The 14357-nt window shown below is 67.4% G+C and carries 14 protein-coding genes; 1 reads left to right on the forward strand and 13 read right to left on the reverse strand.

What is annotated here, in order from left to right; all coding sequences use genetic code 11:
* Positions 1–82 precede the first annotated feature (82 nt).
* The 12 genes from gspN to HU772_RS19495 all read right to left on the reverse strand — a co-directional run bounded on the left by gspN (position 83) and on the right by HU772_RS19495 (position 10841).
* Positions 83–742: a type II secretion system protein N gene (gspN, locus tag HU772_RS19440; RefSeq protein WP_186658522.1), complete on the reverse strand. Its 660-nt coding sequence runs from the start codon at positions 740–742 to the stop codon at positions 83–85.
* Complete coding sequence (gspM, locus tag HU772_RS19445; protein ID WP_186658519.1) at positions 739–1125, reverse strand: type II secretion system protein GspM; 387 nt, start codon at positions 1123–1125, stop codon at positions 739–741. The genes gspN and gspM overlap by 4 nt, the downstream gene beginning before the upstream one ends.
* Positions 1125–2198: a GspL/Epsl periplasmic domain-containing protein gene (locus tag HU772_RS19450; protein WP_186658516.1), complete on the reverse strand. Its 1074-nt coding sequence runs from the start codon at positions 2196–2198 to the stop codon at positions 1125–1127. The genes gspM and HU772_RS19450 overlap by 1 nt, the downstream gene beginning before the upstream one ends.
* A complete protein-coding gene (locus HU772_RS19455) occupies positions 2195–2785 on the reverse strand; it encodes a prepilin-type N-terminal cleavage/methylation domain-containing protein (RefSeq protein WP_186658514.1) in 591 nt (196 codons plus the stop codon). Before HU772_RS19455 ends, HU772_RS19450 begins: the two co-directional genes overlap by 4 nt.
* Positions 2782–3150 carry a type II secretion system protein gene (locus HU772_RS19460; protein WP_186658512.1) on the reverse strand — a complete coding sequence of 123 codons (369 nt, stop codon included), beginning with the start codon at positions 3148–3150 and terminating at the stop codon, positions 2782–2784. Before HU772_RS19460 ends, HU772_RS19455 begins: the two co-directional genes overlap by 4 nt.
* Positions 3147–3620 carry a type II secretion system minor pseudopilin GspH gene (gene gspH / locus HU772_RS19465; protein WP_496198485.1) on the reverse strand — a complete coding sequence of 158 codons (474 nt, stop codon included), beginning with the start codon at positions 3618–3620 and terminating at the stop codon, positions 3147–3149. Before gspH ends, HU772_RS19460 begins: the two co-directional genes overlap by 4 nt.
* Before the next feature lie 109 nt (positions 3621–3729).
* Positions 3730–4164, reverse strand: a complete 435-nt coding sequence (gene gspG, locus HU772_RS19470) for a type II secretion system major pseudopilin GspG (RefSeq protein WP_186658504.1) — start codon at positions 4162–4164, stop codon at positions 3730–3732.
* A 14-nt stretch (positions 4165–4178) separates the two neighbouring features.
* Entirely contained in the window at positions 4179–5375 is a 1197-nt protein-coding gene (gene gspF, locus HU772_RS19475) for a type II secretion system inner membrane protein GspF (RefSeq protein WP_186658492.1), read from the reverse strand.
* 2 nt (positions 5376–5377) lie between these two features.
* Positions 5378–6826 carry a GspE/PulE family protein gene (locus HU772_RS19480; protein WP_186658652.1) on the reverse strand — a complete coding sequence of 483 codons (1449 nt, stop codon included), beginning with the start codon at positions 6824–6826 and terminating at the stop codon, positions 5378–5380.
* Complete coding sequence (gene gspD, locus HU772_RS19485; RefSeq protein ID WP_437182449.1) at positions 6826–8742, reverse strand: type II secretion system secretin GspD; 1917 nt, start codon at positions 8740–8742, stop codon at positions 6826–6828. Before gspD ends, HU772_RS19480 begins: the two co-directional genes overlap by 1 nt.
* A gap of 36 nt (positions 8743–8778) precedes the next feature.
* The gene (locus HU772_RS19490) at positions 8779–9135 is read right to left on the reverse strand and encodes a pilus assembly protein PilZ (RefSeq protein WP_225923165.1); all 357 of its coding nucleotides are present in this window, start codon (positions 9133–9135) and stop codon (positions 8779–8781) included.
* A 59-nt stretch (positions 9136–9194) separates the two neighbouring features.
* Positions 9195–10841, reverse strand: coding sequence for a bifunctional UDP-sugar hydrolase/5'-nucleotidase (locus HU772_RS19495; RefSeq protein ID WP_186658479.1), 1647 nt, complete (start codon positions 10839–10841; stop codon positions 9195–9197).
* 206 nt (positions 10842–11047) lie between these two features.
* Here HU772_RS19495 and HU772_RS19500 point away from each other — a divergent pair, with 206 nt between their 5' ends.
* Positions 11048–13099, forward strand: coding sequence for a PhoX family protein (locus HU772_RS19500; RefSeq protein WP_186658477.1), 2052 nt, complete (start codon positions 11048–11050; stop codon positions 13097–13099).
* Positions 13100–13281: 182 nt separating this feature from the next.
* Here HU772_RS19500 and gspK read toward each other — a convergent pair whose 3' ends face one another.
* The gene (gspK, locus tag HU772_RS19505) at positions 13282–14247 is read right to left on the reverse strand and encodes a type II secretion system minor pseudopilin GspK (RefSeq protein WP_186658475.1); all 966 of its coding nucleotides are present in this window, start codon (positions 14245–14247) and stop codon (positions 13282–13284) included.
* Positions 14248–14357 lie beyond the last annotated feature (110 nt).

The following is a 14357-nucleotide window of genomic DNA, read 5'->3' on the forward strand; positions in this document are numbered from 1 at the left end:
TGGCACCGGCTGCGCCGGTGTTCGCGGGCAAGCCCGCTCCCACAGTGGGCGTGCCAGATTGAAAGATCCAGCAAGACAGTTGCTACCACCTGACGGTCTTGCGCCCCGCCCGGCTGTCCTCACCCAGCCATTGACCCGCGCGCAGCACAGGGATCAATGCCGCATCCGCCTGCAACTCGAGGTCGACCTGCGCCGAACGCCTAGCCAGGTCGGCCTCCAGGCGCAGCTGGTGCTGCCCGTCCTGACTCAACTGCGCAATGGCGTGCACACCCTTGGCACAAGCCACGACCAGCGAACCATGGCCCAACGCCAACGACCATGGCTCGCGCATGGCCAGGTCGGTCACCATGATGCTGCCCGTTGCCCGTTGGCAGCTAAACCCTGCGCCCTGCACATCAATCCTCCCCTGCCACTGGCCAGCCAAACGGTAACCCGCCGCGACACTGTGCTGCGCGCCCAACGCCTGCAACTCGGCCTGCCAGCGCCAGGGCCAACCGCCAAGGCCCAACTGCCAGGCCTGGCCCTGGAAGCCCAGGCGAATGTGCAGGTCCCGCTGCCAGGGACGCCAGTGCCATTGAATCGGCCCGACATCAGCGACCTGCAACACCTGTCCCTGCCACAGCGTGCCTGATACGCCCTGGGCAGGCAGCCGCATGCCGGCGGCCAGCCAGCTTGCCGGCAGTTCGGCCAACAGGGTCAAGCCAAACACCAGGCTCACCCAACACAGCGCGCGCCGCTTCATGGCCGTACCCGCACATCGAAGCGCAGGCCATCGGTTTCCCGCGCCAGCGCCCACTGCAAGGGTTGCGCGCCCTCCTCGGCCAAGGCCTGAAGCCAACCTTGCAGGGCCTGCGCCTGGGCAACCTTGCCACGCACCTGCCACCCCTCGCCTTCTGGCTGTACATCATCCAGGGCGATACCGCGGGCCTGGGCCGACTGGCGCAGGCGCTCCAGGCTCATGGGTGCTCCAGGCTCAAGCGTAGCCACCGACTCAGCCAGGCTCCGCCACTGGCCCTGCTCCCGCCACCAGGCCATGCCCTCGCGCAATGCCAGCACGGCGAGCAACAACCCCACCAGCCCCCAGGCCAGCGACATGCGTTTGCGCTGCAACCACTCGCCCCGCATCACGCGCCCTCCAAGTCGAACGATGCCTGGCGTGAGGTCATGTCGACCGTCACCTGTGCCCCCTGCGCCGCCGCCATGGCCTGCCACGGCGGCGCTTCGCCGTCACCCTCCAGTTCCAGGTGCCAACGTTGGCCATCGAAGCGCACTGCGCGCAGTTGCCAACCGGGATGTTCGCTCAACCAGTCTTGCAACTGCGCTTGCAGCCCATCGAGCCGCTGCAGGCGCACCTGGTGTTCCTGTTGCGCGCCACGTAGTCGCCGCAGCGCCTGGGCGGCCTGCCCGGGTGAGGCCTGGACGCCGGTCACGGCCACGACTTGCTCGCGGTAGAGCTGTGCCTGGCGCCACTGCTGGATACCCCACACGCTCCCCCAGGTCGCTGCCAGCAACAGGCAAGCAGCCATCAGACGCCGCTGGGCCAGCGAAAGCCGAATGCTGGCTCTGGCCCGACGGGTCTCGAACAAGCCCGGCAAGTTTTCGAAGTTGGCCAGGGTTTCTGGCCATCGCCCTTGCACACGGTGCAGGGAGCCTTGCAACCCAGTCAATGCTGGTCTGAAGGTCGCTTGCCTCGGCCAGGCCAACCAGCGCGTCCTGCCCGTCGGGTCGCGCCCCTGAAAGAGGTCCATCTCCCCACGTTGCCACTGCCAGGCCTCACCCTGCCCAAGCTCGGGCAGCAACTGGAACTCGGCCCAGCAGCGCTCCACCAGCAACCCCCATTGGGCACATTGCTCCCGCCAGCGCGCCAGTGCCTGCTGACTGACCACCCAAAAGCGCAGCTCGCCCGCTTGCCGGCCCAGGCCGGCACACACCACCTCATCGCAGGCTTGAGCCAGACGATCCTCGAGCAATAACGGCCACTCCTCGCGCTTGAGCCCAGGTGGCGCGGTCAACTGGAAATGGCTGCAATGTTCCCCCGGCACAACCAGAGCAACCCGTGCATCGAGCCCGGTCGGCGGCGCCCCGGTTCCTTCACGCACAGGCAAGCCGTGCTCGACCAGCAACCAGCCCCAGGCTTCGCCGGGACGGACCAGCAACCAAGGCTGGCGCGCTGCGCGACGCCACCACTCACGCTTCATGAGCGCCCCCACGGCAGAACGAAAGTACAGGCATAAGGTGCTCCATCACGCACAAGCTCCACGCGCACGCCACGCCCAGGGTGCGCGGGTTGATCGGAAGGCCAGGCCAGCCAGCGGCCTGCCTGGTGGTAAAGCACACGCAGGTCACTGACCCGCTCCAGGCGCTCGCGCACCACCCATTGCGGCAGCGCTGCCGCATAGAGATCGGCTGAGCTTTCCAGCAGCAGGCGCTGTTCACGAGCCTCGAAACGCAAACGCTGGCGTTGCAGGCGCGAACCGCCCTCGGCCTCGGGCCAGGCCGCAGCGGCCACCCACAGCAGCTGCTGGCGGTCGGGCTGCCAGTCAAGCCAGCGCACCGCCAATGGCAGGCGCTGTTCGTACAGACGCCGCAGCACTGGGTTGTCGAAGCGCCGCTCCAAAGCCAGGCAGAAATCCAGCACACCGGTTTCCCGCACCTGCTCATCAAGGCGCTCCCGCACCTTCAGCCAGCCATTGACCAGCGCGGCCAGCATCACGCCCAGCAAGGCGGTCAAGGCCAGGGCCACCAGCAACTCGATCAGGGTCATGCCCACCTGACGTCGTTTCATGGCCGCTCCAGGAAGACCTTGTACTGCCCCAGCGGCAAGCGCTGGTCACGGTCGGCATACAGCAACAGCTCGCCCCGACGCAGGTCACGCACACCGGTGCGGCGCAACTGCAGTTGCCAATGGCAGTCCTGGCCACCCTCGGCCAAGACGCCACGGTCCTGGTCGGCTGCCGGCCAGTACTGCTCGACCACGAAACGCGCTTGCAGCTCCCGCGCGCACAACAGGCCCAGGCGATGTTGCTGCACGGTGTCCTGCACCGCCAGGCGCTGGCGCAGGACCTGGCTGGTGATCACCGCGAGGACTGCTGCAATGCCGAGGGCAACACTCACTTCGAGCAAGGTAAACCCGCGTTGCCTGCGCTTCATGGCATCACGCTCACGCGTAATTGCCCGCTGCGCTCCCAGTCCCAGCGCCGGCCGCCCTCGGCCCAGCGCCAACGCACCGTGCCCGGGCGGGCCCAACCATCGGGGGTGAACAGCAGCGCGGGTGTCTGGCTGGCTGGCCAGTCGGGGCGCAGGCCTTTTGGCCAATCGCCCAGCGCCACGGCCTCTACCTGCCATCGGTCACCCTGCCGACGGACGAACTCGGGGCGCTGGCCGTTCCAGCGCAAGCCCCGCAGGTGCCCGGCATGCCGGGCCAGGTCTGCCTGAGCCAGTGTGCTGGCGGCCAGACGGTCAAGCGCTTGGTCGACGCTGCTCCTGCCGCTGTCGAGCCAGGCCACGGCCAAGCTGGTCATCAGCGCGGCGATGGCCAGTACCACCAGCAGTTCGAGTAGGCTGAAGCCGCGCTGGAGACACAGTGAAGCGGGGGCTGCGTTGCAGCCCTTTCGCGGCACAAGGCCGCTCCTACAAGAGAACGCGATCGCCTGTAGGAGCGGCCTTGTGTCGCGAAAGGGCCGCGAAGCGGCCCCGGCAATGCCAAGCCAGGCACCCATTCCAGTCACCTCAAAGCGCCCAGTTGCCCAAATCGGCATCCAACCCGTCACCACCGGGCTGGCCATCGGCGCCCAGCGAATACACATCGACCCGCCCATGCTCACCCGGCATGCGGTACTGGTACGGCGTCCCCCACGGATCTTCCGGCAAACGACGGATGTAACCATCACTGCGCCAACTGCGCGGCAGCGGTTCCTGGGTCGGCTTCTTCGCCAGCGCCGCCAGCCCCTGTTCGTTGCTGGGGAAACGCAGGTTGTCCAGACGATACATGTCCAGCGCCTGCTCCAGGGTCGCAAGGTCGGCCATGACCTTCTGCTTCATGGCCTTGTCCTGGTTGCCCAGCACGCTGGGCGCGACCACCGCGATCAGCAGGCCGATGATGAAGATCACCACCATGATTTCCATCAGCGTGAAGCCACGTTGGCGGGTAGGTCGTCGTTGCATGAAAGGTCTCCTGGTCACAGTTGCAATCCCTGGTTGAGCTGCATGATCGGCAGCAGTACCGCCAGCACGATGAACAGCACTACCGCGCCCATCAGCAGAATCATCAACGGTTCGAACAACGCCATGGCGGTGTCCACCTGGCGGGCGAAGCCGCGCTCCTGGTCATCGGCCACCCGTTCGAGCATGTCAGCCAGGGTGCCGCTGGCCTCGCCGCTGCCGACCATGTTCACCAGCAGCGGTGGAAACTGCCGGGCGTTGTCCAGCGCCCGGTGCAGGCTGGCGCCGCCCTGCACCTGCTGGCGCACCTGTTCCATGGCCGCGCGGATGCGCCGATTGCCGACCGTCTCGGTGGCCACCTGCAAGGCTTCGAGCAGGGCCACGCCACTGCCGCAGAGAATCGCCAGGCTACGCGCCAGGCGGGCGCTCTCCAGCACCTGCAACACAACGCCGACACGTGGCAGGCGCAGCAACAGCTCATCGCGGCGCAGGCACCAATGCGGTTTGCGTAGCAGCCAGCCGCCGAACACAGTCAGGCCGATCGCCAGCGCCAGCAGGTACGGCCCGGCATGCACCAGCCCCTGACTGATGCCGATCAGCAGCGCGGTAATGAACGGCAGGCTCTGCCCGGAATGGGCGAACTGCTCGGTGAGCTTAGGCACCACGAAGGTCATCAGGCCAACCACCACGGCCAGGGACACGCCCATCAGCACCGCCGGGTAGATCAGCGCGGTGCGTGCCTTGTGGCGCTGGCGCTGGACCTGTTCAAGATGATCGGCCAAGCGGCTCAGCACCTGGCCCAAACGCCCGGAGCGTTCCCCGGCCTCGACCAGCGCGCAGTACAACCCGGTAAACGGCGCCCCCTGGCGGGCCAGGCTACGCGCCAACCCAAGGCCTTCGGCAAGCGAACCGCGCAGCGTCACCAGCACCGCATGCAAGGCCGGCTGGCGCAGTTGCCGCTCCAGGGTGGCCAGGGCATCGACCAGGGGGATGCCGGCGCCGACCAGGGTCGCCAACTGACGGGTCAGCTCGCACAGTTGAGCGCGGCTCAGGCGCTGGCGACGGGGCTGATCGCCGTCATGGCGCTGCATCTGCCGGGCGAACAGCCCCTGCTCGCGCAACAACTGCCGCGCATGGCGTTCGCTGTCGGCCTGCACGCTGGCCTTGCGCGTCTTGCCGGCCAGGTCCACGGCCTGGTAGCGATAGGTCGGCATGCTCAGCCCTGCACCACGCGCAGCACTTCGGCCAGGCTGGTCTCGCCCCGTGCCAGGCAATCGCTGGCCATCGCCACCAGGCTCTGCCGGCGGCCATCCAGATAAGCCTGCATGGCCAATTCGCTTTCGCCGGCGTAGAGCAGCGCCACCAGCCCGGCATCCAGTTCGATGAATTCGTACAGCCCCAGTCGGCCGACATAGCCGCTGCCCTGGCAGTGCTCGCAGCCAACCGGATGGTAGCTCTCGCGCAGGCTGCCCAGCTCGGGCCACAACTCGCGCTCGGCGCGTTGCAGAGGCTGCGCCACGGCACAGGCACATAGGCGGCGCACCAAGCGCTGGGCCAACACGCCGCGCAGGCACGAAGCGATCAGAAAGGGTTCGATGCCCATATCGCGCAAGCGAGTCACCGCGCCCACGGCGCTGTTGGTGTGCAAGGTCGACAGCACCAAATGCCCGGTGAGGCTGGCCTGCACGGCAATCTGCGCGGTCTCCTGGTCGCGAATTTCGCCGAGCATGATCACGTCCGGGTCCTGGCGCAGGATGGCGCGCAGGCCACTGGCGAAGGTCAGCCCGGCACGCGGGTTGATGGCGGTCTGGCCGATGCCGGCGATGGCGTATTCCACCGGATCCTCGACGGTCAGGATATTGCGGCTACCGTCATTGAGACTGTTGAGGCTGGCGTACAGCGTGGTGGTCTTGCCCGAACCGGTGGGGCCAGTGGACAGCACGATGCCGTTGGGCCGCGCCAGGCATGTGCGCAGGCCGCGCAGCACGGCGGCGGGCATGCCCAGGTTGTCCAGCGCCAGCAGGCTGGCCTGTTTGTCGAGCACACGCATCACCACCCGCTCGCCATGGATGCCGGGCAGGGTCGAGACCCGCACATCCACCTCGCGCCCAGCGGCGCGCAGGGTGATGCGCCCATCCTGGGGCTGGCGCTTCTCAGCGATATCCAGCCGGGCCATGACCTTGATCCGCGACACCAGCATCGCCGACAGCGCCCGTGGCGGGCGCAGCACCTCGCGCAGGTGGCCATCGATGCGCAGGCGCACCAACAGGCTCTGCTCGAAGGTCTCGATATGAATGTCCGAGGCACGCAGGCGCAAGGCCTGGCCGAACAGGCCGTTGATCAGGCGGATCACCGGGGCTTCGTCATCGCTTTCCAGCAAGTCCTCGATGCGTGGCATCTCGCTCATCAGGCTGTCCAGATCGACCTGCTCGCCAATACCCTCGATCAACGCCTCGGTCGCCGCTTCGCCGGCCTGGTAGAGCTGGCCGAGGCGCTCGTCGAAGCGCGCGGCGTCGAGCTGCTCGACAGCAACCGGCGGCCCCTGCACGCGCAACAGCTCCTGCAACTGATCGCTGTCGGCATCGCTGCGCAGCCACAGCTGCCAGCCACCTTCGGCCGGCGCCATGGCCACGCCGCTCTGGCGTGCCAGGCGATAGGGCAGCATCACCAGTCACCGCCTTCTAGGCGCGCACGGCTGGCGGGGAACACCTGCAACAGTGGCAGCCCCTCGGCCAGGGCCGGCACCTTGAGCGGGGTGTTCTGCTGCAGGCTCTGGTACTTCTGCTGGCTCAGGCCGGCCAGGCTCTCGCCGTCGCGCAGGATGCGCGGGCGGATGAACACCATCAGGTTCTGCTTGGTGTTCTTGCTGGCGTCGGAGCGGAACAGCCGGCCCAGGTAGGGAATATCGCCGAGCAACGGCACACGCTGGTTGCTGGTGGCAAGCTCGTCGCTGATCAGCCCGCCGAGGATCACCAGGCCGTTGTCCTCGACCATCACCTTGGTCTTGATCTCGCGCTTGTTGGTGATCACATCGCTGGCGGCGCTGGAGTCGGCGATCGACGACACCTCCTGGACGATGTCCAGGCGCACGCTGTTGTCGATGTTGACCTGCGGCTTGATGCGCAACTTCACCCCGACTTCCTTGCGCTCGATGGTCTGGTAGGGGTTGGCGTTGTTCTGGGTGACGGAGCCGGTGACGAAGGGCACCTCCTGGCCGACCAGGATCGATGCCTCGGCGTTGTCCAGGGTCAGCAGGGTCGGCGTGGACAGCAGGTTGAAACCACTCTTGCCCTTGAGCGCGTTGACCAGCATGGCGAAGTTAAAACCGCCCCCGAAGTGGCCGATGCCAGCGGTGGCGCCGGAGGTGGCCGAGAGCAGCTTGCCGAGTTTTTCGTTGTCGCCGCTGCTGGCGGCCCCGGCGATGCTGGCGATGTTCACCCCGTTGCTGCCGAAATTGACGATGCCGGCGCCGAACTTTTCGTCGGCGAACAGCCACTGCACCCCCAGCTCCTGGGCGCTGCTGTCGGACACCTCGGCGATGATCGCCTCGACCACCACCTGCGCCCGACGGATATCCAACTGCTCGACAATGCTGCGATAAGCCGCCAGCTCGCTGTCCGGGCCGACCATCACCACCGCGTTGGTGCCCTCCTCGTACTCCAGGCGAATACCCGAGTCGCTGGCCGCCTGCACCGGCGCCTCCTTGTTTTCGCCCTCGGCGGCCGGCACCGTGCCAGCCTGGCTCAGGCCGCGCAGCACCTTGACCACTTCGGCGGCGTTGGCATGGCGCAGGTAGATGACCTGGGTGTTGCTGCTGCGCAGGTTGTCGCTGGGCCGGTCGAGCTGGGCCAACAGCGCCCGCACCCGCTCACGGCTGTCGGCACTGCCACGCACCAGCAGCGCGTTGCTGCGTGGGTCGGCGACCACTTGGGCGGCATCGCTGCCCTGCTCGCGGGCCAGCAACCGGGTCACCAGGCCAGCGGTGTCGGCGGCGCTGGCATGCTTGAGCGGCATCACCTGCAACGGCTCGTCGCTGACCTGGTCGAGCTGGCGCAACAGGCTGTCGATGCGCTCCAGGTTGCTGCGCCAGTCAGTGACCACCAGCAGGTTGGCCGCCGGGTACGGGGTGATCACCCCGACCCGCGGATCGATCAACGGTTTGAGAATACCGAGCATCTGCTCGCTGGCGGCGTTGCGCACATTGAACACTCGGGTGGCCACGCCGTCGCTGCCTTCAGCCTTTTTGCCCGCGGTTTCCACCGGCACCGGCTCCAACCGCGCGGCCTGGTCGGGGACGATCTTCACGCTGCCATTGGGCAGGTCCACCGCGGCGAAGCCCTGGGCACGTAACTGGGCGAGGAAGATGTCGTAGATGGCATCGGCGTCGTGGCGATCGACCGTGCGCACGGTGACCTTGCCCTGCACCCGCGGGTCGACGATGAAGGTGGTGCCGGTGATGCGCGACACACTGTCGATGAACTCACCGAGCTCGGTGTCGACGAAGTTCACCTCGTACAGCGGCGTGCCATCGTCGGCGAACACCTCCGGCTCTTCGGCCTGGACCAGGGATACGCCGAACATCAACAGCCCGGCCAGACAGTACCTTGCGATCATCATTCATCCTTGGCGCTTGAAGCCGGTCACGGCGGGGCGCGGCGGCCAGGGCAGGCGCTCGCGCCGGCCGTTGTTGTCGAAAACCAGGCCATCGCCGTCGATGTCCTGCAGCACGATGCCCGGCGCCAAACGCTGGCCACGGCCAAGGGTGCGCACCTGCTGGCCGTGGCGCAGCACCACCACGCTGGCCGACAGCGGCTGGGCCTTGAGCCCGCCCAGGTAGACCAGGGGCAATCGGGTGAGCGGGATACGGCCATCGTCCAGCGGTGCCTGCCAGTGCTCGACCAGCAAGCCGGGCAATGCTGACGGCACCGGCAAAGGCGCGCTGGCCGGCTGTGGCTGGCGGCTGAGCAGCAGCATGCACTGCGCCGCCAGCCAGCCAGCCAGGGTCAGCAGGGCGAAGCTGAACAGCCGCGAGGTCACGCGGCCACCTGGTGCGGGTGCCAGCCGGGGTGCCCCTGCACGTAGCGCACGGCTGGCAGTTGCAAGGGCGCCAAGGCCCAGCCCGGAGTCTGTCGGCTCAGCCAGGCTTCCAACGTCTGCCACAGCGGCGCACCGGCCTGGGCATCGAAGTGCAGGCCGAAGGTACGGCACAGCCCTTCGACCGGTTGCAGGCCGATGATGCGTTTGCCGTTGGGGCTGTAGCTCACCTGCCAATCCTGGCTTTGCCAGCGCGGCAGGTCCTGGCTGTTATCCAGCAGCAACGGGTCGCCGAACAACTGCTCGGCGGCGTTCTCCAGCACCTGCTCGACCTGGCGCGCCGGGGCCTCGACCACCGGGGCGGCGTAACCACCAGTCAGGCTGATCAGGTGTTCGCGGGTGATCGGCTGGCCGGCTTGCAGAGGGTAGTCGTAACGCAGGCCGGGCAACAGCACCGGCATGCTGGAGTCATCGGCCAGGGCCTGATGCAGCAGGCGGTCCCAACTGCCGCCACGGGTATCGCGGCGCCACAGCGCCTCGGGAGCGTGCGCCAACGGCTGGTCGAGCCAGGCGGCATGGCCACTGCGTTGGCGTTGCAGCTCGCCACGCAACTGACTGGCGCGAGCCATCGCCTGAGGCCCGAGGCTGTGCTCGAAGGCCGGGAAGAAGCGCGCCTCGAACTGCCACTGATCACCCGCCTGGCGACAGCGCAGGCGAAACGCGCCGCTGGCCCGGCAGCCAGCGAACAGTACCGGCACTCGGCGACCGCTGGCCTGGGTGGCCTGCACGGGCGCCGGCCACAGGTCCTGGCCACGGGCACACAACAGCACATCCACCTCCGGCACGCGCTCGGCCAGCCACAGCCCAGGGCCGGTGCCGACATCCGCCAGCGCCACCACCAGGTCGGCCTCGCGCCGGGCTTGCTCGAAGCTCGGTTGCAGGGATTGGTACCACTGTTTGAGCGAAGCTTTCTGGTCCTGGGCATAAGGGTCGGTGACGCCGACCACGGCGATCCGCACGCCGCCGCGCTGGAATACTTTAAGCCCCTCGACCCCCAATGCCTTGGCCTGGCCATCGGCCAAGCCGGCGCCGAGGGTAATAGAACAAGACTGGCGATAAAGCCCGGTACTGCGCTGCGGCCACAACACCCGCTCGTCACTGCTGACCCGCACCTCGCTGCCGAGCAACTGGCTGCCCTGCACACCGCTTTCACCCTGGGTGAGATAGGCCAGGCCGCTGCCATTCCAGCACTGGCCATTTTCCAGGGTCAGGTATTGCTCGCGGCCTGCCTCGAGCCGCAGTTGCTCGAGCAGCGCCGCCAATACCGCATACCCACCGGTGCGGGCTTGCCCGGCAAGGCCGGCATCGAGCAGCGGCGCCAGCTCGGGCTGCCCGGCACTGGCGTTCGGCCCGCTCATCCACGGCGCGCGGCCCAGGTGGCTGACCGGCCCCAAACGCGTCGCCGGTACCACCGCCAGGCCCGGCTGGCGGGCATCGAGGGTATCGGCGACATACAGCAGGTCCACCGCCCGCTCGCCGCCACCGCGGGGCATGGGCAAGGCCGAGCAGGCGCCGAGCAACGGTGCCAAGGCACCGACACCCATCCAGCTGATCACTTCGCGCCTGCTCGCCATCGACTCCGCCATCCCTGTTCTCGTTGGGCTCCGGATATTGCGGCGCTTGCGTGACAGTTTGATGGCAGAAAACCGACGGTAATTCCAAAAGCAACTTGATTAAGCCTTTAGTAATAGCCGTGAGTTTTAAACGCGCGTTAACAATTCTGACAATCAATCATCATACTTGCCGTCTACAGTCGCGGTTTCCTTCAACTCAGCCAAAAAAGGACACCCTGATGAGTCGAGACAGCGGCGATAACCTGGACCGCAACCCGAGCGGCAACCTGCCGATGGCCAGCGTCATGGACGCCTACCTGAGCCGTCGCGCCGTGGTCCGCGGCAGCCTCGGCGCCGCCATCGCCATGATCGCCGGTACCGGCCTGAGCGGTTGCTTTGACGGCGGCGGCGGCTCCAACCACGACGACCCGGCACCGCCCACCACGCCGGAGAAACCCAAACTCAAGCTGGGCTTCAACTCGATCACCGGCTCGCGCACCGACGCCTGCGTGGTCGCCACCGGCTACAGCGCCTACGTCCTGGCGCCCTGGGGCACGCCGCTGAACGCCACCGCCAACCCGTGGAAGGCCGACGGCAGCAACACCTCCACCGACCAGGCCAACGCCATGGGCATGCACCATGACGGCATGCACTTCTTCCCCATCAACGGCAGCTCCAGCGACGGCCTGCTGGCGATCAACTTCGAGTACATCGACACCGCCGCCCTGCACCCGAGCGGGCCCACCACCGTCGCCGGCAAGCGCCCGGTCGAGGAGGTGCGCAAGGAGATCAACGCCCACGGCGCCGGCGTGGTGCGCATCAGCAAGGTCGCCGGGCGCTGGCAGGTGGTCGACAACGACCCGCTCAATCGCCGCTTCACCACCGTCTCGCTGATGGATATCGCCGGCCCCATGCGCGGCACCGACCACGTCAAGACCAAGTTCTCGCCCACCGGCACCCAGTGCCGCGGCACCAACAACAACTGCGGCAACGGCTACACCCCGTGGGGCACCTACCTGACTTGCGAGGAGAACTGGCCCGGCATCTTCGTCAACAAAGGCACGCGCCCGGCCAACCAGGTGCGCATCGGCGTGTCCAGCAGCAGTGGCCAGTACAAATGGGAGACAGCCGCCGGTGACGCCAGCGAAGTGGCCGGCGAATTCGCCCGCTTCGACATCACCCCCACCGGCGCCAGCGCCACCGACGACTTCCGCAACGAAGCCAGCACCTACGGCTACATCGTCGAGATCGACCCCTACAACGCCGCCACCCTGGCCGTGAAGCGCACCGCCCTGGGCCGCTTCCGCCACGAAGGCTGCTGCCCGGGCCTGCCGGTGGCCGGCAAGCCGCTGGTCTGGTACACCGGCGACGACTCCAACAACGAGTACCTGTACAAGTTCGTCTCCGACGCGCTGTGGGACCCGGCCGACGCCAACCCGGCCGACCGCCTGGCCACCGGCGCCAAGTACCTGGACAAAGGCAAACTGTACGTGGCCCGCTTCGACGCCAACGGCACGGGTGTCTGGCTGCTGCTCGACGTCGCCACCGCGACCACCGCTGGCAGCACCCTGGGCGCCCAGTTCGGCGACCTGCCGGGGATCATCCTCAACACCCGCGGCGCCGCCGACGCCGTGGGTGCCACGCCCATGGATCGCCCGGAGTGGACCGCCGTCAACCCGCTCAACGGCGACGTCTACCTGACCCTGACCAACAACAGCGCGCGCACCGCCGCCAAGGTCGACGCGGCCAACCCGCGCGGGCCGAACCGCCACGGCCATATCATTCGCTGGCACGACAGCGCCGACCACAAGACCTTCACCTGGGACATCTTCGTGTTCGGTGCCAACGCCGCTGGCACCCCGGACATCAACCGCTCGGGCCTGACCGAACTGAACCAGTTCGCCAGCCCCGACGGCATGAGCTTCGATAGCCGTGGCGTGCTGTGGTTCGAGACCGACAACGGCGAAGCCACCTTGACCAGCTATACCAACGATCAGTTGCTGGCGGTGATCCCCACCGACCTGGTGGATGCCAACGGCAAGCAGATCCCGATCAACGCCACCAACCAGGTGGACCTGCGCCGCTTCTTCGTCGGGCCGAATGGTTGCGAGGTGACGGGCATTACCTTCACCCCAGACAACAAGACGCTATTCGTCAACATCCAGCACCCGGACAACTGGCCGAGCACCGACAAGGCCACCGACGTCACGCCGGCCGGCAGCTCGGTGCGGCCACGTTCGTCGACCGTGGTGATCCAGCGTAACGATGGCGGGGAGATCGGCACCGCCTGAGCGACTGTCTTGCTCAACTGCTAAAGCTAGCGCGGTCGCTGTAGGAGCGGCCTTGCGTCGCGAAAGGGCTGCGCAGCAGCCCCGGCGATTTTGATGGTGGCTCAGTATCTGGGGCCGCTGCGCGCCCCTTTCGCGACGCAAGGCCGCTCCTACACAGATTGCGCATAGCCTGCGATTGCCTGCTACCAGGCCACCGGCTCCCGCCCCCTGACCCGCACCTGCTGCGCCGGCACCCGCGCATGCCACTGCACCACGCCCAGCGCCTCGATCTGGAACTGACTGCGCAACGTGCGCCCCTCCTCCTCGAACGACAGCTGCAACAAAAAATGCCCGCTGTTGAGCAACAACCCTTCGCTCAACCGGGCAAACGTCTCGTCATCCACGGCGCCCAAGGCCTGGCGCAACGCTGCCGCATCCACATACCCCGCCGCCGGCCGGCCGCTGATGATGCGGCTGAGCATCGACCGCGAGAACCGCCCCTCGTACATCGCCTCCAGCAACGGCAAGTGCTCCAGCCCCAGGGCATTGGCATTGAGCCGCCAGCCCGTGGTCACGGGCAGCGCGCAGAGCATCCGGTAGCGCCCCTGCCGGCCACTGTCGGGCGCCAGCAGCAGGTTCAATTCGCTGCTGTCGAGCATCGGCTGGTTGGCCGCCAGGCGCGGCGGTTGCTGGCGCAGGTACTGGGCACTCTCGGCCCCCTGCAGGCGGGTATCGCTGTCGGCGTCCAACCAGTCGACCAAGGTATCGACCAGTTGCTCGGCGGCCATGTCGCCTCCCAGTAGATAAAGCAATTGCCGCTCGGCCCGCGGGCCGTCCTCGCTCACCAAGGCATTGACGTTGAAGCAGCTGTGCTGGTCGACGACCCGCAACTGCGCCTTGCCGGCCCCAAAGTCATAAGCCAGCGCCTGCCCGCGCAGGGCCTGCCAGAACAGCGGGCTGGCACGCCATGCGGGATCGCGCAGGGCCTGGGAGGCATAGGCCAGGCCAGCCTGTTCCATGGCCCGCACCTGCACTCGCTGCTGCAGCAGGCGCAGCGCATCCACCTGGCGCCGGCCATCCTCCACCAGCCAGGCCAGCCCCGCCGCGAGCATCGCCACTGCCACCAGCACCATCAACAGTGCCGCGCCCTGTTGTTGCCTGCGCCCCATCCTTGCCTTCCTGTCGCCGGTAAAAACGCCAGTCAACACGCCGGTTGTTGCAGGCACATGGCAGTCATGTGCCCGTCATCTGCGCAGGGCAGGATTGGCCTTCCCTTTTT

Origin of the sequence: Pseudomonas xantholysinigenes (assembly GCF_014268885.2) — a bacterium.
GTDB classification, from domain to species: domain Bacteria; phylum Pseudomonadota; class Gammaproteobacteria; order Pseudomonadales; family Pseudomonadaceae; genus Aquipseudomonas; species Aquipseudomonas xantholysinigenes.

What these genes read in the sequence shown, in the direction of transcription:
- HU772_RS19450 (WP_186658516.1), bottom strand. Translation starts at nt 2,198, where the DNA reads ATGAAGCGTGAGTGGTGGCGTCGCGCAGCGCGCCAGCCTTGGTTGCTG.
- HU772_RS19480 (WP_186658652.1), bottom strand. Translation starts at nt 6,826, where the DNA reads ATGCTGCCCTATCGCCTGGCACGCCAGAGCGGCGTGGCCATGGCGCCG.
- HU772_RS19460 (WP_186658512.1), bottom strand. Translation starts at nt 3,150, where the DNA reads ATGAAGCGCAGGCAACGCGGGTTTACCTTGCTCGAAGTGAGTGTTGCC.
- gspD (WP_437182449.1), bottom strand. Translation starts at nt 8,742, where the DNA reads ATGTTCGGCGTATCCCTGGTCCAGGCCGAAGAGCCGGAGGTGTTCGCC.
- HU772_RS19490 (WP_225923165.1), bottom strand. Translation starts at nt 9,135, where the DNA reads ATGCTGCTGCTCAGCCGCCAGCCACAGCCGGCCAGCGCGCCTTTGCCG.
- HU772_RS19495 (WP_186658479.1), bottom strand. Translation starts at nt 10,841, where the DNA reads ATGGCGGAGTCGATGGCGAGCAGGCGCGAAGTGATCAGCTGGATGGGT.
- HU772_RS19500 (WP_186658477.1), top strand. Translation starts at nt 11,048, where the DNA reads ATGAGTCGAGACAGCGGCGATAACCTGGACCGCAACCCGAGCGGCAAC.
- gspG (WP_186658504.1), bottom strand. Translation starts at nt 4,164, where the DNA reads ATGCAACGACGACCTACCCGCCAACGTGGCTTCACGCTGATGGAAATC.
- gspF (WP_186658492.1), bottom strand. Translation starts at nt 5,375, where the DNA reads ATGCCGACCTATCGCTACCAGGCCGTGGACCTGGCCGGCAAGACGCGC.
- gspM (WP_186658519.1), bottom strand. Translation starts at nt 1,125, where the DNA reads ATGCGGGGCGAGTGGTTGCAGCGCAAACGCATGTCGCTGGCCTGGGGG.
- gspN (WP_186658522.1), bottom strand. Translation starts at nt 742, where the DNA reads ATGAAGCGGCGCGCGCTGTGTTGGGTGAGCCTGGTGTTTGGCTTGACC.
- gspK (WP_186658475.1), bottom strand. Translation starts at nt 14,247, where the DNA reads ATGGGGCGCAGGCAACAACAGGGCGCGGCACTGTTGATGGTGCTGGTG.
- HU772_RS19455 (WP_186658514.1), bottom strand. Translation starts at nt 2,785, where the DNA reads ATGAAACGACGTCAGGTGGGCATGACCCTGATCGAGTTGCTGGTGGCC.